20 protein-coding genes are annotated in these 16,328 nt (G+C 70.9%); 6 read left to right on the forward strand and 14 right to left on the reverse strand.

Annotated features, from left to right (window positions below):
* Positions 1 to 706, reverse strand: a 706-nt coding sequence (locus HNQ09_RS14035; protein ID WP_184030538.1) for an AAA family ATPase, incomplete at its 3' end; no start/stop codon positions are given.
* Between the two features lie 143 nt (positions 707 to 849).
* Here HNQ09_RS14035 and HNQ09_RS14040 point away from each other — a divergent pair.
* The 3 genes from HNQ09_RS14040 to HNQ09_RS14050 all read left to right on the forward strand — a co-directional run bounded on the left by HNQ09_RS14040 (position 850) and on the right by HNQ09_RS14050 (position 2,256).
* Positions 850 to 1,341 carry a DUF4384 domain-containing protein gene (locus HNQ09_RS14040; protein ID WP_184030541.1) on the forward strand — a complete coding sequence of 164 codons (492 nt, stop codon included), beginning with the start codon at positions 850 to 852 and terminating at the stop codon, positions 1,339 to 1,341.
* 61 nt (positions 1,342 to 1,402) lie between these two features.
* On the forward strand, positions 1,403 to 1,747 hold the full coding sequence (locus HNQ09_RS14045) for a nucleotide pyrophosphohydrolase (protein ID WP_184030544.1): 345 nt from the start codon (positions 1,403 to 1,405) through the stop codon (positions 1,745 to 1,747).
* Positions 1,744 to 2,256, forward strand: coding sequence for a YfiT family bacillithiol transferase (locus HNQ09_RS14050; protein WP_184030547.1), 513 nt, complete (start codon positions 1,744 to 1,746; stop codon positions 2,254 to 2,256). Before HNQ09_RS14045 ends, HNQ09_RS14050 begins: the two co-directional genes overlap by 4 nt.
* A gap of 161 nt (positions 2,257 to 2,417) precedes the next feature.
* Here the strand turns inward: HNQ09_RS14050 and era are convergent, their stop codons facing one another.
* The gene (gene era / locus HNQ09_RS14055) at positions 2,418 to 3,362 is read right to left on the reverse strand and encodes a GTPase Era (RefSeq protein WP_184030550.1); all 945 of its coding nucleotides are present in this window, start codon (positions 3,360 to 3,362) and stop codon (positions 2,418 to 2,420) included.
* Between the two features lie 73 nt (positions 3,363 to 3,435).
* On the reverse strand, positions 3,436 to 4,245 hold the full coding sequence (locus HNQ09_RS14060; protein ID WP_184030553.1) for an SDR family NAD(P)-dependent oxidoreductase: 810 nt from the start codon (positions 4,243 to 4,245) through the stop codon (positions 3,436 to 3,438).
* Positions 4,246 to 4,338: 93 nt separating this feature from the next.
* Between HNQ09_RS14060 and HNQ09_RS14065 the strand changes: the two genes are divergently transcribed.
* Both HNQ09_RS14065 and HNQ09_RS14070 read left to right on the forward strand, forming a co-directional pair.
* Complete coding sequence (locus tag HNQ09_RS14065; protein ID WP_184030556.1) at positions 4,339 to 4,551, forward strand: hypothetical protein; 213 nt, start codon at positions 4,339 to 4,341, stop codon at positions 4,549 to 4,551.
* An 82-nt stretch (positions 4,552 to 4,633) separates the two neighbouring features.
* Positions 4,634 to 5,218, forward strand: a complete 585-nt coding sequence (locus HNQ09_RS14070; RefSeq protein WP_184030558.1) for a YIP1 family protein — start codon at positions 4,634 to 4,636, stop codon at positions 5,216 to 5,218.
* A gap of 60 nt (positions 5,219 to 5,278) precedes the next feature.
* Here HNQ09_RS14070 and HNQ09_RS14075 read toward each other — a convergent pair whose 3' ends face one another.
* From HNQ09_RS14075 to HNQ09_RS14085, 3 genes are read right to left on the reverse strand one after another with little or no spacing between them, the layout of a single operon-like run.
* The gene (locus tag HNQ09_RS14075; RefSeq protein ID WP_184030560.1) at positions 5,279 to 6,103 is read right to left on the reverse strand and encodes a transglutaminase family protein; all 825 of its coding nucleotides are present in this window, start codon (positions 6,101 to 6,103) and stop codon (positions 5,279 to 5,281) included.
* Positions 6,104 to 6,147: 44 nt separating this feature from the next.
* Complete coding sequence (locus HNQ09_RS14080) at positions 6,148 to 7,098, reverse strand: alpha-E domain-containing protein (protein WP_184030563.1); 951 nt, start codon at positions 7,096 to 7,098, stop codon at positions 6,148 to 6,150.
* Positions 7,098 to 8,813 carry a circularly permuted type 2 ATP-grasp protein gene (locus HNQ09_RS14085; protein WP_184030566.1) on the reverse strand — a complete coding sequence of 572 codons (1,716 nt, stop codon included), beginning with the start codon at positions 8,811 to 8,813 and terminating at the stop codon, positions 7,098 to 7,100. Before HNQ09_RS14085 ends, HNQ09_RS14080 begins: the two co-directional genes overlap by 1 nt.
* A 120-nt stretch (positions 8,814 to 8,933) precedes the next feature.
* On the opposite strand from HNQ09_RS14085, the gene HNQ09_RS14090 reads away from it, so the two are divergent.
* A complete protein-coding gene (locus HNQ09_RS14090; protein WP_184030569.1) occupies positions 8,934 to 9,245 on the forward strand; it encodes a hypothetical protein in 312 nt (103 codons plus the stop codon).
* 32 nt (positions 9,246 to 9,277) lie between these two features.
* On the opposite strand, the gene HNQ09_RS14095 is transcribed toward HNQ09_RS14090, so the two are convergent.
* From HNQ09_RS14095 to mbhE, 8 genes are read right to left on the reverse strand one after another with little or no spacing between them, the layout of a single operon-like run.
* Positions 9,278 to 10,027, reverse strand: coding sequence for a hypothetical protein (locus tag HNQ09_RS14095; RefSeq protein ID WP_184030572.1), 750 nt, complete (start codon positions 10,025 to 10,027; stop codon positions 9,278 to 9,280).
* A gap of 27 nt (positions 10,028 to 10,054) precedes the next feature.
* Entirely contained in the window at positions 10,055 to 10,462 is a 408-nt protein-coding gene (gene mnhG / locus HNQ09_RS14100; RefSeq protein ID WP_184030574.1) for a monovalent cation/H(+) antiporter subunit G, read from the reverse strand.
* A gap of 60 nt (positions 10,463 to 10,522) precedes the next feature.
* Positions 10,523 to 10,783: a monovalent cation/H+ antiporter complex subunit F gene (locus HNQ09_RS14105; protein WP_184030577.1), complete on the reverse strand. Its 261-nt coding sequence runs from the start codon at positions 10,781 to 10,783 to the stop codon at positions 10,523 to 10,525.
* Entirely contained in the window at positions 10,780 to 11,274 is a 495-nt protein-coding gene (locus HNQ09_RS14110) for a Na+/H+ antiporter subunit E (protein WP_184030580.1), read from the reverse strand. The genes HNQ09_RS14105 and HNQ09_RS14110 overlap by 4 nt, the downstream gene beginning before the upstream one ends.
* Positions 11,271 to 12,839 carry a proton-conducting transporter transmembrane domain-containing protein gene (locus HNQ09_RS14115; protein WP_184030583.1) on the reverse strand — a complete coding sequence of 523 codons (1,569 nt, stop codon included), beginning with the start codon at positions 12,837 to 12,839 and terminating at the stop codon, positions 11,271 to 11,273. Before HNQ09_RS14115 ends, HNQ09_RS14110 begins: the two co-directional genes overlap by 4 nt.
* The gene (locus HNQ09_RS14120) at positions 12,836 to 13,285 is read right to left on the reverse strand and encodes a sodium:proton antiporter (RefSeq protein ID WP_184030586.1); all 450 of its coding nucleotides are present in this window, start codon (positions 13,283 to 13,285) and stop codon (positions 12,836 to 12,838) included. The genes HNQ09_RS14115 and HNQ09_RS14120 overlap by 4 nt, the downstream gene beginning before the upstream one ends.
* Positions 13,286 to 13,343: 58 nt before the next feature.
* Entirely contained in the window at positions 13,344 to 13,841 is a 498-nt protein-coding gene (locus tag HNQ09_RS14125) for a Na(+)/H(+) antiporter subunit B (RefSeq protein WP_184030590.1), read from the reverse strand.
* Positions 13,838 to 16,189, reverse strand: a complete 2,352-nt coding sequence (gene mbhE / locus HNQ09_RS14130; protein WP_184030593.1) for a hydrogen gas-evolving membrane-bound hydrogenase subunit E — start codon at positions 16,187 to 16,189, stop codon at positions 13,838 to 13,840. Before mbhE ends, HNQ09_RS14125 begins: the two co-directional genes overlap by 4 nt.
* Positions 16,190 to 16,328: the final 139 nt, after the last annotated feature.

The following is a 16,328-nucleotide window of genomic DNA, read 5'->3' on the forward strand; positions in this document are numbered from 1 at the left end:
CGCCCACGAACATCTCGACGAAGTCGCTGCCACTGATGGAGAAGTAGGGCACCTTGGCCTCTCCAGCGACGGCTTTGGCGAGCAGGGTTTTGCCGGAGCCGGGGGGACCGACGAGGAGGACACCGTGGGGGATGCGGGCGCCGAGGAGGTGGTAGCGCTCGGGGTGACGCAGGAAGTCGACGACTTCCTGCAAGTCGGCCTTGGCCTCGTCGCAGCCCGCCACGTCCTGAAAGGTCAGCTTGATCTGCCCCTCCGAGACCACCGCCGCCTTCGACTTCCCGAAGTTGCTCGCCGCTCCGCCCCCCGAGGCCCCCCGCAGGCTGCGCCACAGCACCAGCAGGATCAGCGCGGTCAGGATCAGCGGCAGCACCTGCCCGAGCCAGCCAAAAGGCGAGCCGCCGGTCAGGACCGTCACGGGCACGCCCGACTCGCGCAGCCGGGTCAGGGTGGCGGCGTCGGGCGGGAGCACCACGGCCTGGGGGCGGGTGACGCCCAGCAACTTCACCGAGGCGTTGCCGTTGCCGTCCAGGGTCACCCGCTCGACCTCCCGCTCCTTCAGGTCCGCGAAAAAGCGGCTGATGGTGTAGGGACCCCCCGCCGGGGGCAGGGTCTGGCCGGGCAGAGGCGGCGCCGCCCTGGCCCCGGCGGGCGCGGCGAGCAGCAAGATCAGCGTCAGCGCGGCGGGCAGACGGCGGAGGCTCGGCATGCTGCATGCTACGCCCGGCGGGGAGGGGCACACCTTGCCCGGCGTGACGTTCCGGGGCGGGGCGGGGGCGCGGCCCGCCGAATTCCCCGGCCCCTCCATCCGCCCCTCAGCCGCCCGTCAGGCAGCGCGCCTATCCTGGCCGCATGCGTACTGCCCTGCTGTTTGGCGCGCTCGCCCTCGGGCTGAGTTCCTGCACCGTCTCGGTGCGTTCGAATCTGGGTCTGGCGGGAAGCGGCAGCAACCTGATCACCAACCTGCGGCCCGACCGGGGCGAGGGCGGCACCTACCTCGTGGGTGACGAAGTGCGGATCAGCGTGACCACCCGCACGGCCGGCTACGTGACGCTGGTGGCCCTCCAGCCGGGCGGCGCCGCCAGCGTCCTGGCCCGCAACGTCTATGTGAACGCCGGAACCACCACCTTTCCCCGCGCCCAGGACGGCGTGACCTACAACGTCGCCGCCCCGCGCGGCCTCCAGCGCGTGCGGGCGATTTTCACCCGCGTGCGCCCCACCAGCGAACTCGTCCTGAGCGGCGTGTACGACGGCGCCCGCTGGAACACGGTGACCACCCAGTACGTGCAGCCCTACGCCGTGGCCGACCGCGACGTGCAGGAGACGTACCTGTACATCCGCTGAGCCGCCTCGCCTCCCGGTGCCAGCCGCCCCCACGCGGCTGGTTTTCTCTTAGGCTGGACGGATGAGCAGCAGCCTGACCTTCGAGGACGCCCGGCAGCGCGTGGACGCCTACATCTCGCAGTTCGAGGAGGGCTACTTTCCGCCCCTCCTGATGCTGGCCCGCCTGACCGAGGAAACCGGCGAGATCGCCCGCGTGATCGCGCACGCCAGCGGCAAGACGCCCAAGCCCGGCGAGGACGCGGGCGACCTGGAGATGGAACTGGCCGACCTGCTGTTCGTGATGGTGTGCATGGCGAACGAGCGCGGGGTGAGCCTGGAACGCGGCTTCACGCGGATGATGCAGAAGGTCGAGACGAGGGACGCGGCCCGCTGGACCCGCAAGGACGCCGAACAGAGCCGCGAATGACCGACCGCCGCTTTCCCCTGGGGCCGATGCCCACGCCCCTCACGCTGACCGGGCACGAACGCGCGGAGGCCCTGGCCGCCCTGCGCCGCTTGCCCGCCGAGCTGCGGGTGGTCGCCGAGAGTCTGACTGGCCTGGCGCTGGACACCCCCTACCGCCAGGGCGGCTGGACCGGGCGGCAGGTCGTCCACCACGTCGCGGACAGCCACCTGAACGCCTACGCGCGGGTCAAGCTCACGCTGACGGAAGCCCGCCCGGTGGTGAAGCCCTACGACGAGGGGGCCTGGGCGGGGTTGCCCGACGTGGACCTGCCCGTTCACCCCAGCCTCCTGCTGCTGGAGGGACTGCACACCCGCCTCGTCGCCGTGCTGGAAAGCGTGCCGGAGGGAGACTGGGCGCGCGAGTGGACCCACCCGGGCCTGGGCCGCACCTTCACCCTGGACACCCTGCTCGCCATGTACGCCTGGCACGGACGGCACCACACGGCGCACCTGCGGTTGATCGGGAGGTGAGCGCGCGCCCCACTCCGTGAGCTGGGCGGAGTGGACCGTCCGGTGCGCGGCTGGACAGCCGCTACTGGCGCACTCCGCTGGCTCAGACGGCCGCGAGCGGCCCGGGTGACCACGCGAAGAGGCGAACGCCTGAGCGCCCGCCTCCCGCCTGGCTTCCCGCTTTACTCGTAGCCCAGTTCCCGCAGCGCCTCCTCGTCCTCGCGCCAGCCGGGAATCACGATGACTTCCAGGCCCAGGAACACCTTGCGGTTGAGAAAGACCTCCAGCTGCTTGCGGGCGGCCTGCCCGATCTCGCGCAGTTGCTTGCCCCCGGCGCCGATCACCATGCCCTTGTGGGCGTTCTTCTCGACCACGATCTCGCCCTCGATGCGCTGGAGGCCGTCCTCGCGCTCGGTCCAGCGGTTCACGCGGGTGGCGACCGCGTAGGGCAGCTCGTCGCGCAGCTTCTTCATCGCCTCCTCGCGGATGATCTCGGCGGCCCACTGCTCGCGGCTCTGGTCGCTGGCGGCGCCGCGCGGGTAGAAGAAGGGGTTTTCGGGCAGCGCGTCGAGAATCTGCTCGCGCAGGGTGCCCACCGCGTCGGGGCTGTTCTGGGCGCTGAGCATGGTCTCCTGCGTTTCCGCCGTGCGGCCTTCGAGCAGCGCGCGGTAGAGCTTCATCGCCTCGCCCGGGTACTTGGCCGCGTCGGTCTTGTTGCCGATCAAAAAGAGGGGCTTGGGCAGCTCGCGCACCTGCCGGGCGACGAGCTGGTCCTCGTCGGTGGGGGGGTGGCGCAGGTCCACGACCCACAAGATCACGTCCACGTCCGAGAGGGCGCTATGGACCTCCTGGTTCATGTACTTGCCCAGGGCGTCTTTCGGCTTGTGCAGCCCCGGCGTGTCCACGAAGACGATCTGGTGCGTGTCGGTGGAGTGGATGCCGCGCACGCCCCGGCGGGTGGTCTGGGGGCGGGGGCTGGTGGGGGCCACCTTGGTGTTCAGGAAGGCGTTGAGCAGGGTACTCTTGCCGACGTTCGGCTTGCCCACGATGGCGACGAAGCCGCTGTGTGTCTCGCCGGGAGTCGGAGCTTCGTTCGCATCGGGGAAGGGAGAGGACTGGTCGGTCATGGCGCTGATTGTGTCACGTGCGGCGCCGGGCAAAAGAGCGCCCTGGGAGGAGCCGTCCGCGCCGCTGTGCGGCCTACTCGCGCCTCGCCTGCGCCGCGCGGATCAGCCGGGTCATCGTCGCGCGCGGCAGCAGCCGGGGCAGCCAGGTCTGCACCCGGTTGAGGCGGCCCGGCACCACGACCGCCTGCCCGGCGAGCATCGCCGCCACGCCCTGCCGGGCCACCTCCTCGGCGCTGAGGAGAACGGCGCGGGCCGGACCGCTCAGCAGGCGGCTTTCTCCCAGGTTGGAGGCCGCCTGAAAGCCCGTCTCGACCGGCCCTGGGCACAGCGCCGTGACGTGGACGCCCGTGCCGCGCAGTTCCTCGTTGAGCGCCTCGGACAGGCTCAGGACGTAGGCCTTGCTGGCGTAGTACACCGCCATCAGCGGCCCCGGCTGAAAGGCGGCGGTGCTCGCCACGTTGAGCACCCGGCCCCGCCCGCGCGCCACCATGCCGGGCAGCAGGCGGCGGGTCAGGTCGGTCAGGGTGACCATGTTGACCTGCATCATCCGCGCGATCTCGCCGGGGTCCTGGGTGTGGAACTCCCCGAAGCCGCCGAAGCCCGCGTTGTTGACCAGCAGGTCCACCGTCAGCCCCCGCGCCGCGAGGTCGCGCTCCAGCCGCTCGCCCGCGCCGGGCCGCGACAGATCGAGCGCCAGCGTGTGCGCCTGCACGCCGAAGCGCCCGCGCAGCTCGGCGGCGAGGTCTTCGAGGGCCGCCTCGCGCCGGGCCGTCAGGATCAGGTGCGCGCCGTGGGCGGCGAGCTGCCGGGCCAGGGCCGTGCCGATACCGCCGCTCGCTCCGGTGATCAGGGCGGTGGCGGGGGTGGGCGGGGAAGGGGTCATGGTCCTATCCTGCGGCATCGGACGTGGGAGAGTCGCCACGCGGGGCCTCCCGTATTTCCGGTACCCGTGCAGCTCAGCTCCTTCTGGAGGATCATGGTGCCTTCTTTGAGCGTCACAGACCTCTTCGCCTGGATGGACCGGGCGCTGGGCAGTCCAGCGGAAGCGTGGGCACTCAACGAGTATTTGCTCAAGCATCCCGGGGCCATCGACAGCCTGCCTCTGGAGGCACGCTGGGCAGCGGAGCGGCGGTGGATGGGTATCTGGCGGCGGCTGTCAGGTCAACTTCCCTGCGCGCCAGGGGACTGACGTTCCGCGCCGACCTTCACACACGCTTGAACCTGCGGTCCTGGGCGGAAACGCCGCTGGCCCCGGCCGCGTACCCTGAGCCATGACCCCTCCCACCCGCCTTCAGGCCAGCTTCAGGGACATGTTCGCCCAGAGCGCGGCGGTCCTGTCCCGGCCCAGCCCCGCCACCTTCGAGCTGTTCGAGCGCCGGGGCAGTCTGCGTCAGGCTTTTTTGTACGTGCTGCTCGCGGCGCTGGCGTCGGCGCTGATCGCCGCGCTGTTCGCGCCGCTGCACCGGGACGTGACGGTGCTGGGGCAGTTCTTCTCCCGCCTGATCCTGATTCCGGCGCAGTTCGGCGTGTTCACGGGCGCGGTGTACCTGATCGGCCGGAGCCTCTTCCGGGGCAGCGGCAGCTACGCCGAGGTGGCCTACACCTTCTCGCTGTTCTTCGTGCCGCTGAGCCTGCTGGGCACCCTGCTGGGGATCATCCCGATCCTGGGCTGGCTGGTCACGCTGGTCGTCACGCTGGCGATGGTCTTTTTCGGCTACCTCGCCGTGCAGTCGAGCGTGAACCTGCGCGACAGCGTGCAGGCCGCCGTCACGCTGCTGCTCGCCGCCGTGGTGAACGGCCTGCTGGTCGGCCAGCTGCTCTCACCGCTGGTGGTGGCCCCCTTCGCGGGCGGCTGAGCGCCAGAAGGGAGGGCCGGGAAGACCAAACGTGTCTTCCCGGCCCTCTGCCTGTGTCGCCTACTGGTCGCCGTAGACATGCACCGCCACGTCGAGCTTGCCCTGGCCGCCGCCGTAGTAGGTGCCGCGCACCGGGGACACGTCGCCGTACTCGCGGCCGTGGCCGATCTTGACGTGTTTCTCCCGGGCGAGGCAGTCGTTGGTGGGATCAAACCCCAGCCAGCCCTGCCCCGGCAAAAAGCACTCGGCCCAGGCGTGGGTGGCGGCCGCTCCCACCATCCCGCCTCCGCTCACCAGATAGCCGCTGACGTAGCGTGCGGGTACCCCGAGCTGGCGCACGATCCCCAGCATCGCGTGGGTGTAGTCCTGGCACACGCCCCGGCGGTGGCGGGCGAACTCGGCCAGCGGCGTGTGGACCTCGGTCGCCTCGCCGTCGTAGGTCAGGCCCCGGTGCAGCGTGGTCGTGAGGTCGCGCAGGAAGGTCGGCAGGTCGTCGCCCGGGGCCGGGCGGGCCACGCCGAAGACTTCCGGCCAGTCGCCGCCGGGCACGCGCGGGCTGGGCACCAGAAACTCGGTGTGGTCCCGCCGCGCCGCCCGCAACTCGGCAAAGGGCACGGGCGCGGGGTCGGGCACCGGATGGGTGTCCACGACCGCCTGCGCCTCGATGGTCAGGTGGGTGTGCGGTGCGTGGACATGAACGTGGTGCACGATGGCCCCGAAATAGTCGCGGTGCGAGCTGATCTCGGCGTCCGGGTCCACCAGCAGGTGAAAGGACCGCACGCTCTGGCGGGCCTCGCGCGAGGGGTGCAGCCGCACCTCGTTGAAAGAGTCCCAGGCGGGTTTGGGGTAGGCGTAGGTGGTGGTGTGGCGGATCTCGCAGCGCATGGGAGGCTTTCAGCTGGCCTGGGGGCGGGACAGGGGAGAGGGGGTCATTCCTGGGCGAAATAGGCCGCGTCCACCGCCGCGCCCACCCGGTTGAAGTCGCCCAGCAACTCTTCGAGCGCCGGATTGTCCTGGTCGAGAATGTCGCCCACGCGGGCGTACTGGAGCCGGGCGACCAGCCAGCGCGAGAGCCGCAGCGTCTCGGGGTGGGCGCCGGGGTGCCAGCGGTCGATCTGGGTCAGGGCCTCGTGCAGGTGCTCGGCGCTGTAGCGCACGCTGCGGGGAAAATACTCGTCCAGCAGCAGGAATTCGCTGATGCGGGTGGGGTCGATGCCCTCGTGGACCCGCTTGCGGTAGGCCTCGTAGGCGCTGGCCCCCTTCAGAACGTTCACCCAGCGCTGGGCTTGCAGCGCCCGCTGCGAGGGGTCGCTGGGCAGCTCGGCGTCCACCCCCCGGTGGCGGCTTTGCAGCACCCGCAGCATGTTGTCGCCGCGCTCCAGCAGCTGCCCGGCGCGCAGAAAGGACCAGCCCTCGTCGCGCGGCAGGGTGGCAAAGGCGATCCCGAAGAAAAACTGTGAGGCGTCGCGCGCGGCCACGCAGTACTCGAAGAGGCCGTCGCGGTCGAGCAGGTCGAGCGGCTGAAAGCAGGTGTTCAGGTAGGTGCGGTTGAGCGCCTCCCACATCTCGCTGGGAATGCGGTCGCGCAGGCCGCGCGCGTTCTCGCGGGCGCGCAGGACGCTGCTGGCGATGCTGGCCGGGTTGTCGTGATCGAGGGCCAGCCACGCGCTGATGGTGCGGGCGTCCACCCGGCCGTACTTGGCCCGCAGCGGCGCTTCCCCCCCGGTAAGTTCCAGCAGGGGCCGCCAGTACTCGCGGGCACGGCCGGTGAGTTCCAGCGTGGCGTAGTAGTTCACGTTCAGCAGCCGGGCGCTGTTCTCGGCGCGTTCCACGTACCGCCCGATCCAGAACAGGTTCTCCGCGAGGCGCGAGAGCAGCATCAGCGGCCCTCCCCTTCGGCTGTCCCGTCCGGGTCCGGGCTGCCCTCCAGCTGCCCCTTTTCGAGCTGCTGCTGGTAGGAATGTTGGCCGGGGGCGTCTTCCGGGTTGGGCGTTCCTGCCTGTCCCTGCGACTGCCTCTGGCTGCCTCCTCCCGTCTGCTCCTGCGATTGGCTCTGGCCTGAGCTGCCCTGAGACTGGCCGCCCTGGTACTGGCTCTGCCGCTGCGTGCGCTCCAGCGGGTCACCGTGCCAGAGTTGGCTCATGCCCTGGGGGCTGGCCGGGCCGTCGTGGTCGAGGACCCAGGTGTCCTTGGAGCCGCCGCCCTGGCTGGAATTCACCACCAGCGAGCCGCGCCGCAGCGCCACCCGTGTCAGGCCGCCGGGCACGATGGTGACCTCCTCGCCGCCGTAGAGGATGTAGGGGCGCAGGTCCACGTGGGCGGGTTCGAACTCGCCCGAGTCGGGGTAGAAGGTGGGGTGGCGGCTGAGGCCCACCACCGGCTGCGCGATGTAGTCGCGGGGACTCGCGCGCACTTTCTCCACGAAGGCCTCCACCTCGGCGCGGGTCGCGGCGGGGCCGATCAGCATCCCGTAGCCGCCCGCCTCGCCCACCGCCTTGATGACGAGTTCGGCGGCGTTGTCCAGGATGTGGGGCAGGTGGTCCGGGTTCCAGCCCAGGAAGGTGGGCACGTTGTTCAGCAGCGGAGATTCGTTCAGGTAGTAGCGGATCATCTCGGGCACGTAGGCGTACACCGCCTTGTCGTCCGCGACCCCGGTGCCGATGGCGTTGGCGATGGCGACGTGGCCCTGGCGGTAGACCTCGACCAGCCCCGGCACGCCCAGCGCGCTGTCGGGCCGGAAGGTAAGCGGATCGAGGAAATCGTCGTCCACCCGGCGGTAGATCACGTCCACCCGCTGGCGCCCGCCGGTGGTCCGCATCCAGACCCGGCCCCCGTCCACAAAGAGGTCGCGGCCCTCGACGAGTTCCACGCCCATCTGCTGGGCGAGGTAGGCGTGCTCGAAGTAGGCCGAGTTGTACATGCCGGGCGTCAGGACCACCACCGTGCCGCCCTCGCGCGGGCTGACCGACTGGAGCAGGTGCAGCAGCGCGGTCGCGTAGTGGCCCACCGGGCGCACGCCCTGGCCCTCGAACATGCCGGGGTAGATGCGGGTCATCGCCTGGCGGTTGGCGAGCAGGTACGACACGCCGCTGGGCGACCGGAGGTTGTCCTCCAGCACCAGGTACTGCCCCGACTCGTCACGAATCAGGTCGGTCCCCACGATGTGGGTGTAGATGCCGCCGGGCACCTTCAGCCCGTGGACCTCGCGCCGGAAGTGCGCGGAGGTGTACACCAGTTCGGCGGGAATCACCCCGTCGCGCAGGATCTCGGCCGGACCGTAGATGTCGGCCAGAAAGGCGTTCAGCGCCCGCACCCGCTGGGTCAGCCCCGCCTCGACCCCCCGCCACTCGGAGGCCGGGATCACGCGCGGCACCGGGTCGAAGGGAAAGGTGCGTTCGGTGCCCTGGGCGTCCCCGTACACCGTGAAGGTGATCCCCTGGTGCCGGAAGGCGAGGTCGAGCATGGCGTGGCGCCGCGAGAATTCGGGCACCCCCCGGGCGCTGATGTAGCTCTGCACGCCCTGGTAGTGGGGCCTCACCGCGCCACCTGGCGTGTACATCTCGTCGAAGAACCTCTGGCCCGGCTCGTACTTCATGCGCTTCCTCCAGACGGGGACCTGCCCGGCCGTCTCCTCAGGACCTGCCAGCTGTGCTGTCTGCCCAAGATACTGTGCGCGTCACCCGGCGCGGCGCTGTCCGCGCCCTACACTGCGTGCATGACCCAGGACCAGACGCTGACCCAGGACGACCGCGCCCGCCTCGACCAGGTCTTTATGCAGGTCGTGCTGGACGTGCAGGCCCAGGTGCAGCAGACCCAGCCGCCCCAGCCCGGCAACCTGGCCGCGATGTTCCACAAAGAAACCGTCTCGGACGCCCTGCAAGGCTGCGCGATGCTGATCGCCGGGTGGAACGAGAACCGGGTGGACGAGGCCGGGGTGCAGCGCAGCGCCAAGGCCCTGCGGGCGCTGGAGCTGGAGGAACTGGCGGAGCGGGTCGAGCGGCTGCGGGGGATCGGCGGGGAAGGGTAACCGGGGGGGGCGCGGCGGCGGGAGGCGGGTGCTCAGGTCCTCCCGGACGGCGCGGCGGGATGCTCGACCCAGAGGTTTTCCTCGGTGTAGCGGCCCCGGTCCCGCTCCCGGTCGATCACGACCAGGTTGAGGGCTTCCGGAACCACGTAGCTCCCACTGACCGGAAAGGCCATGTCGGCCCAGGTTTCCCACTCGGCCACGGTGCCTTCCACCACCATCGAACGTTCGGCAGGCCCCAGGATGACCGCGCCCATGCGCTGATGGGTCCGAATCCACGGATCGGTGGACAGGCCGTCCGCGCGCGTCCAGCGGGCATACTCACCCATGGGAAAAGCCGGGTACCGGTGCTTGAGCGTGGGCCGCAGCGGGGCCACGACGCGCCCGAGTCCGGCTTCCCGGCCCCGCTCGGTCAACGCCCGCAGGACCTGGGCCGCCAGCCCACGGCCCCCTCCCTCCGCCGCCACCGAGGCGGCCATGAAGCTCAGGGTATTTGGGCGCTGTCCCGCCTCATACTCGGTCACCGACCGGATCAGGGCGCCGTCGTACCCGCCGGGCAGATCATCCACCGAGCCGTTCCAGCCCAGCGGCACGCCCCACCCTCCGGCGACCACACGGCCCCCGTCCAGCAGCAGAACGCTGTACTCGGGAAAGTACTGCTGAACCCTGGGCAGGGAGTGCGCGGGCACCGCGCCATGAAAGATGAACTCGGGCCACCGCTCGCGGAAGGCGGCGCCCGCCTCGTCCGCCAGGCCGGGCCGCTCGGAAGTCGTGACCACCTGCATGGGCGAAGCTTAGCCAAAACGGCTGCCTTATTCCCCCTCCGCCGTCATCGCCTGCTGGGCGTCGCGGTCGGCCTGCGCCACCCGGTCGGCCTGCCCGAGCGCCCCCCAGTCGTCGGTGCCGCGTCCCGGGCCGCCGTCGCCCAGAATCGGCGGCAGCCCGCGCAGGTAGGCGGCCTGCGCGATCAGGTAGGCGGCCAGCGGCGTGGTCAGGAACTGAAAGAGCAGCACGGCGGCCAGCCGGGTAAAGGCCGCCGCGTCGTTCATCGCAAAGGCCACCCCCAGAAAGATGCCCGCCGACCCCAGCGTGACCAGCTTGCTGCTGGCGTGCAGCCGCGCGTACAGGTCGGGAAAGCGCACCACCCCGACCGCCGCCGTGAGAACGAAAAAAGCCCCGACCAGAATCGGCAGGTCGCGCAGGGCCTGAAAGTCATCCACGCGGACCTCCGGCGCCCTGCCGGGCGGAGGCTGAACGCTGGCCGCCGGGGACAGAAGGTTTCACTTCATCACCCGGCCCAGCAGCAGGTAACGGGTCAGGGCCACGGTGGAGAGAAACCCCAGCAGGCTCAGGACCAGCGCGGCGTCGAGCATCACGATGTAACCGGTCCGCACGGCAATTAAGGCGAACAGCACGACCAAGTTCACGCTCAGAAAGTCAAAGGCCATGATGCGGTCGCCCCACGACGGCCCGCGCAGCACGCGGTAGGTGACGAGCAGCACCGACAGGGTCACGATGCCCAGGGCGAGGTTGATGATCACGCGGAAACCTCCGGGGAAGGGGGCGCGCCCAGGCGCAGCAGGTGGTGCTCGACCCGCAGCACCGAGTCGCGGGCGGCCTGTGCGCTGGCGGTGCCGATGGCGTGGGCGTAGAGGGTGCGGCGATCCGCGCTGAAGCCCAGCGCCACCGTGCCGGGCATCAGGGTGATCAGGGCCGCCAGCAGGGTCATGGGGCCGTCGCCGCTGACCCGCAGCGGCACCCCGACGATCATGGCGTTGAGGGGCGGCCGGGGCCGCAGCGCCAGCAGCGCGACCTGCACGTTCGCCAGGGTCAGCTCGCGCAGAAAAAAGACCAGGAAGGCCAGCCACGCCCCGCTGCGGCGCAGGTACTCCCCGCTGCCCAGCGCGCGCGGAAACAGCGCCAGCACGCCGAAGCCCAGCAAAAAACCGACCAGCAGCTGCCGGGCGCTGACCTCGCCGGCCAGCAGCGCCCAGACCACCGCCACGAGGACATTGAGGGGCAGGCTTCTCACGGGGCCTCCGGGGTGGTGGGCGGCAGGGGAATCACGACCGGGCCGTCGCCCAGCACGCCCCGGATATACCGCTCGGGGGTGCTCAGCTCGGCGGCGGTCGCTTCGGCCTGCGCGAACAGCGGCCCGGCAAAGAGGGTCAGGCCCGCCACCAGCGCCGTGGCCGCGTAGGCGGCGACCCGCAGCGGCCTGGGCACCCGGTACACCGGCATCCAGGTGGGGTGCTTGCCCCAGAAAAAGCCGCGCCAGACGTTCAGCATCGCGTACAGGGTGATCAGGCTGCTCAGCAGGGCGCTGCCCACCGCGACCAGCGCGAGCGCCGACCCCTGGCCCAGCCCGGCGCGCACCAGCGCGTACTTGGCGAGAAAGCCCCCCGAGGGCGGCAGCCCCGCCACCGTCAGCGCGCACAGCAGAAAGCACCCCGCCAGCAGCGGCAGAAAGTCGATCATGCCGCGCGCCCGTACCAGCCGGGTGCCGCTGGCCCGCTCAGCCACCGTGGCAATCGCAAACAGCGCGGTGGTCACCAGCACGCTGACCGCGAGGTACGCCACGCTGGCCCGCACCGCTTCCGGGGTGCCCAGCCCCAGCCCGAAGGCCAGGTAGCCCACGCTGCTCACCACCGCAAAAGACAGGATGCGCCGCCACTCGCGCTGCGAGGCCATCCCGAAGGCGCCGTACAGCATGGTCACGCTGCCCAGGCCCAGCAGCAGTGCGCTAGTCAGCCCGGGTTCCTGGGTGAAGACGGTCGTGAAGACCCGGATCAGCGCGTAGATGCCCACCTTGGTCAGCACCGCCGCGAAGAAGGTGCCCACCGCTGGGGGCAGCGCCGGGTAGGTGCCCGGCAGCCAGAAGCCCAGCGGAAACAGCGCCCCCTTGGCCGCGAACACGACCAGCAGCAGCACGCCCACCGAGGTCACGGTGGCGTTCGGCCCCAGCTCCGCGCTGCGCTGGGCGAGGTGCGCGAAATTCAGGGTGCCCAGCACCCCGTAGGTCAGGCCGCAGGTCACCACCAGCAGCGCCGAGGCGGCCAGGTTCATCACGATGTAGCGGAAGCCCTCGCGCAACTGCTCGCGGGTGGATCCCAGCACCGCCAGGGCGTAGGAGGCGACCAGCATCACCTCAAAGGCCACGAACAGGTTGAAGAGGTCCCCGGTCAGAAAGGAGAGCTGCACCCCGGCGAACAGGAACTGCATCAGCGGAAAGAGGTGGTGTTTCTCGCGCACCGGGTCGGGGTCGGCGGCGGCCTGCCAGGTCGCCAGCACCGCGCTCACGGCGGCCAGCACGCTCATCCAGGCACTCAGGCGGTCGGCGGTCATCACGATGCCGAAAGGGGCAGGCCAGCCTCCCAGCGCACCCACCAGCACCGCGCCGCCCGAGGTGGCCCACAGCAGCCCGGCGGCGAAGGCCAGGGTCGCCAGGGTGCCCGCCAGCGCCAGCCCCACCTGCACCCGGCGCGGCCACGCCCACAGCAGCAGCAGCCCGAACCCCAGCGGCGTCAGAATCGGCGCCAGCGTGAGCCACGCCAGCGGCGCCCAGCTCAGCACCGGCCCGGCCGCTTCGGCGCTCACGGGCGGCTCCTGGGCCGGACGATGATGGGCACCGGCTCGGCCTCGGGTTCGTCGGGGCGGTCGGGGCCCTGGTGCTCGGGGTCGGCGAAGGTGTCGTCCTCGGCGTGGGGGTCACGCGCGAGGTTGTCCCCGAAGGCCGCCACGTCGGCGTGCCCCGCGACCTGGTAGGCGCGCAGGGCCACCGTGAGCAGCAGCGCCGTGGTGGCAAAGCCGATCACGATGGCGGTCAGGATCAGCGCCTGCGGCAGCGGGTCCATGTAGGGCCCCCGCAGGGTCAGCAGCGGCGGCGCGACCTCGCGCAGGCCCGCCACGGTCAGGATCGCCAGGTTGCCCCCGTAGGCGATGAAGCTCAGGCCCAGCACCACCCGCACCAGGCTGCGCGAAAGCAGCAAAAAGACCCCCGCCGCGATCAGGAGACCGATCAGGAGGGCGAAGAGGGTTTCCATCAACGGACCTCCGGAAAAGGGGAGAGGGGAGGAGAGACGCGGGGGCCGGGCGCGCGCCTCATTCGTCCCCCTCGACGGTTTCCTGCGGCTGAACGTCCAGCAGCGCGTACACGATGGCGAGGCTGGCCCCGACGACCACCAGAAAGACCCCGAGGTCAAAGAGCAGCGCGGTGGCCCACTCGAACTCGCCGGTCAGCGCGGTGGTGATGTAGCCGTAGTCGCTCTTGAGAAAGGGGCGGCCCAGCAGGTAGGGCACCAGCCCGGTCCCGAAGGAGAGGGCCAGCCCCCAGGGCACCAGCCGCGCGGGGTCTGTCCGCAGCGCCGAGGTGCCGTGCGCGATGCGGTGCAGCACCAGCGCGCAGGTCGTCATCAGCCCGGCGATAAAGCCGCCGCCCGGCGCGTTGTGCCCGCGCCACAGCAGCAAAAAGGCGAAGAGCAGCACCAGCGCGAACACCGCCCGGCTGGTCGAGCGCAGAATCGGGTCGCCGGTCAGCGGCGCGGGCGTGGGCGTGCGGGCGCCGCCCACGGGTGGGGGTTTTTTCTGCCGGGAACTCATGGGCGCTCCTGCTGGGTGACCGGGACCCGCGCGGCGGGCAGGTCGGGGGCGAGATCCTCGGGCGGGGGCGCCCCGGGTTCGGTGCGGGTGCGCCCCCGCCGCCCCAGACGCACCAGACTCAGCACGGCCAGCGCCACGATGCCCACCACCGTGATCTCGCCCAGGGTGTCAAAGCCCCGGAAATCGACCAGCAGCACGTTGACCACGTTCTTGCCGCCGCCGCCCTTGTAGCTGTATTCCAGGTAGTAGGGCGAGATCGGCGGCGCCAGAAAGCGCACGCTGGAGAGCACCAGCAGGGTCGCCCCGATCCCCGCCAGCCCCGCTACCGTGAGGTCGAAGGCGTAGCGCCCCCGGGTGCGCGGCAGGTCCCGCACGCCCGGCAGATACCGGAAGGCGAGCAAAAAGAGGATCACCGTGACCGCCTCCACCAGCAGCTGCGTGAGGGCCAGGTCGGGCGCGCGGAAGGCCAGGAAGGCGGCGGCGGTGCCGAAACCCGTCAGGCCAGTCACGATCACGGCGGTCAGGCGGTTGCGCGAGAGCAGCACGCCCACGGCGCCGCCGACCAGCAGCGCCGCGACCGGCAGCACCCCCAGCGGCAGGTCCCCGAAGGGGTGAAAGACCTGCGGCGCCCGCACCAGCGCGTAGCCGGAGATCACGGCGGTGGCGGCCAGCATGATCCGCAGCTGGTCGGGCAGCGCCAGCCCCTGCGTGCGCGCGATCAGCCACGAGGCGAAGACGTTCACCAGTTGCGTCAGCGAGTAGTAGACCGTGTTGGCGTTCGTGCGCGGGGTCAGGCGCCGCCCCAGATCGCCCACCCGGTCGGCCTGGGTCACCAGCGCCGCCCCCAGCGCCCAGGTCAGCACGGTGGCGATCAACGCGGGCGTGACCCCGTGCCACAGGCTCAGGTAGCCGCCGTAGGCCCCGAAGTTCAGCGCCGTCTGCGCCGTGCGGGTCAGGGCCTCGGCCATGCCCGGCAGCAGGCCGAAGGCCAGCGCGGTCAGCGCGAGGGCGGCGGCGGGCAGGGTCAGGCCGGGGGGCGCCTCGTGCGGCTGGGCGCCCGCCGGGGCACGCAGAGGTCCCAGAAAGACCCGCATCAGCCGGAAGGAATACGCGAAGGTCAGCGTGCTGCCCAGCACCGCCACGGCGAGGTACAGCGGTCCCTGGTGCACCATCGCCTCGTAGAACAGCTCCTTGGAGATGAACCCGCCCAGCGGAGGCAGCCCCGCCATGCTGAGGGCGGCGAGCAGCGCCACCGCGAAGGTGACGGGCAGCGCCCGCCGCAGACCGCCCAGGCGCGGCAGCTCGCGCGTGCCCGTCTCGTGGTCGATGATGCCCACCACGAAAAACAGCGCCGCCTTGAAGGCCGCGTGGTTGAGCAGGTGCGCGGTGGCGGCAAAGCGGCCCTCGGCGTCGGCCAGCCCGTAGAGGCTCATCAAGAGGCCGAGCTGCGAGATGGTCGAGTAGGCCAGCAGCGCCTTGAGGTCGGTCTGGCGCAGCGCCAGCCACGCGCCCCACACCAGCGTCGCCAGCCCCACCGGCACGATAATGGCCGGCCACAGCGCCGAGGTGCCGAAGATCAGCCCGAACTTGGCGACCAGCACCACGCCCGCCTTGACCATCGTGGCCGAGTGCAAGAAGGCCGAGACGGGGGTGGGCGCCTCCATCGCGGTGGGCAGCCACAGGTGGAAGGGCAGCTGCGCGCTTTTGGTAAAGGCTGCCAGCAGCGTGAGCAGCAGCGCCGGGGTGAAAAAGGGCGAGGCCCGCAGCGCGCTGAGGTCCAGCCCCGAGAGCGAGGTGCTGCCGCCCCCCAGCGCGATCAGGGCGACGGCGGCCAGCAGCGCCAGGCCGCCCAGCGCGCTCACCAAAAAGGCCTTCATCGCCCCGTCGCGCGCCGCCGAGCGGGTGTGCCACAGCCCGATGAGGAGGAAGCTGGTCACGCTGGTCATCTCCCAGAAGCCGAACAGCGCGACGAGATTGTCGCTGAGCACCAGCCCCAGCATCGAGCCGCCAAAACAGAGCAGGTAGGCGTAGAACCGCCCGAATTTCTCGTGCTCCGAGAGGTACGCGACCGAGTAGAGGCTCGCCAGCGTGCCGATCACGCCGATCAAGACGGCGAACAAGAGCGAGAAGCCGTCGCCCCGGAAGGCGAGGTGCAAGTCCAGCTCGGGCACCCAGCGGGTGACTTCCAGCGCGGGGGCCGATCCCGGCATGCCCAGCAATTCGGGAATCAGCAGCAGCGCGGGCAAAAAGGCCGCCGCCGCGACGTACCCGGTGCGGCGGCCCAGGCGCGGCCCCAGCCAGGCACAGAGCGCCGCGATCAAGAAGGGAAAGAAGGCGGCGAGGGTCACGGGCCTCCTCCGGCACTGCGGCGGGTCGGTCGCCGTATCGGTCGCTGTATCGGTCGTCTGGGCATCGGTACCTCAGGGCCAGCCCCGGCCCAGGCTGCGGGCCACCTGCGGGCGGGTCTTGGCTTGAAACGGAAGAGAA

It is taken from the genome of Deinococcus budaensis, from assembly GCF_014201885.1.
GTDB classification, from domain to species: Bacteria; Deinococcota; Deinococci; order Deinococcales; family Deinococcaceae; genus Deinococcus; species Deinococcus budaensis.

Excerpts from the sequence above, each read along its gene's own strand:
- HNQ09_RS14040 (WP_184030541.1), top strand. The coding sequence starts at position 850 with ATGCGTACTGCCCTGCTGTTTGGCGCGCTCGCCCTCGGGCTGAGTTCC.
- HNQ09_RS14045 (WP_184030544.1), top strand. The coding sequence starts at position 1,403 with ATGAGCAGCAGCCTGACCTTCGAGGACGCCCGGCAGCGCGTGGACGCC.
- HNQ09_RS14050 (WP_184030547.1), top strand. The coding sequence starts at position 1,744 with ATGACCGACCGCCGCTTTCCCCTGGGGCCGATGCCCACGCCCCTCACG.
- era (WP_184030550.1), bottom strand. The coding sequence starts at position 3,362 with ATGACCGACCAGTCCTCTCCCTTCCCCGATGCGAACGAAGCTCCGACT.
- HNQ09_RS14060 (WP_184030553.1), bottom strand. The coding sequence starts at position 4,245 with ATGACCCCTTCCCCGCCCACCCCCGCCACCGCCCTGATCACCGGAGCG.
- HNQ09_RS14065 (WP_184030556.1), top strand. The coding sequence starts at position 4,339 with ATGGTGCCTTCTTTGAGCGTCACAGACCTCTTCGCCTGGATGGACCGG.
- HNQ09_RS14070 (WP_184030558.1), top strand. The coding sequence starts at position 4,634 with ATGACCCCTCCCACCCGCCTTCAGGCCAGCTTCAGGGACATGTTCGCC.
- HNQ09_RS14075 (WP_184030560.1), bottom strand. The coding sequence starts at position 6,103 with ATGCGCTGCGAGATCCGCCACACCACCACCTACGCCTACCCCAAACCC.
- HNQ09_RS14080 (WP_184030563.1), bottom strand. The coding sequence starts at position 7,098 with ATGCTGCTCTCGCGCCTCGCGGAGAACCTGTTCTGGATCGGGCGGTAC.
- HNQ09_RS14085 (WP_184030566.1), bottom strand. The coding sequence starts at position 8,813 with ATGAAGTACGAGCCGGGCCAGAGGTTCTTCGACGAGATGTACACGCCA.
- HNQ09_RS14090 (WP_184030569.1), top strand. The coding sequence starts at position 8,934 with ATGACCCAGGACCAGACGCTGACCCAGGACGACCGCGCCCGCCTCGAC.
- HNQ09_RS14095 (WP_184030572.1), bottom strand. The coding sequence starts at position 10,027 with ATGCAGGTGGTCACGACTTCCGAGCGGCCCGGCCTGGCGGACGAGGCG.
- HNQ09_RS14120 (WP_184030586.1), bottom strand. The coding sequence starts at position 13,285 with ATGGAAACCCTCTTCGCCCTCCTGATCGGTCTCCTGATCGCGGCGGGG.
- HNQ09_RS14125 (WP_184030590.1), bottom strand. The coding sequence starts at position 13,841 with ATGAGTTCCCGGCAGAAAAAACCCCCACCCGTGGGCGGCGCCCGCACG.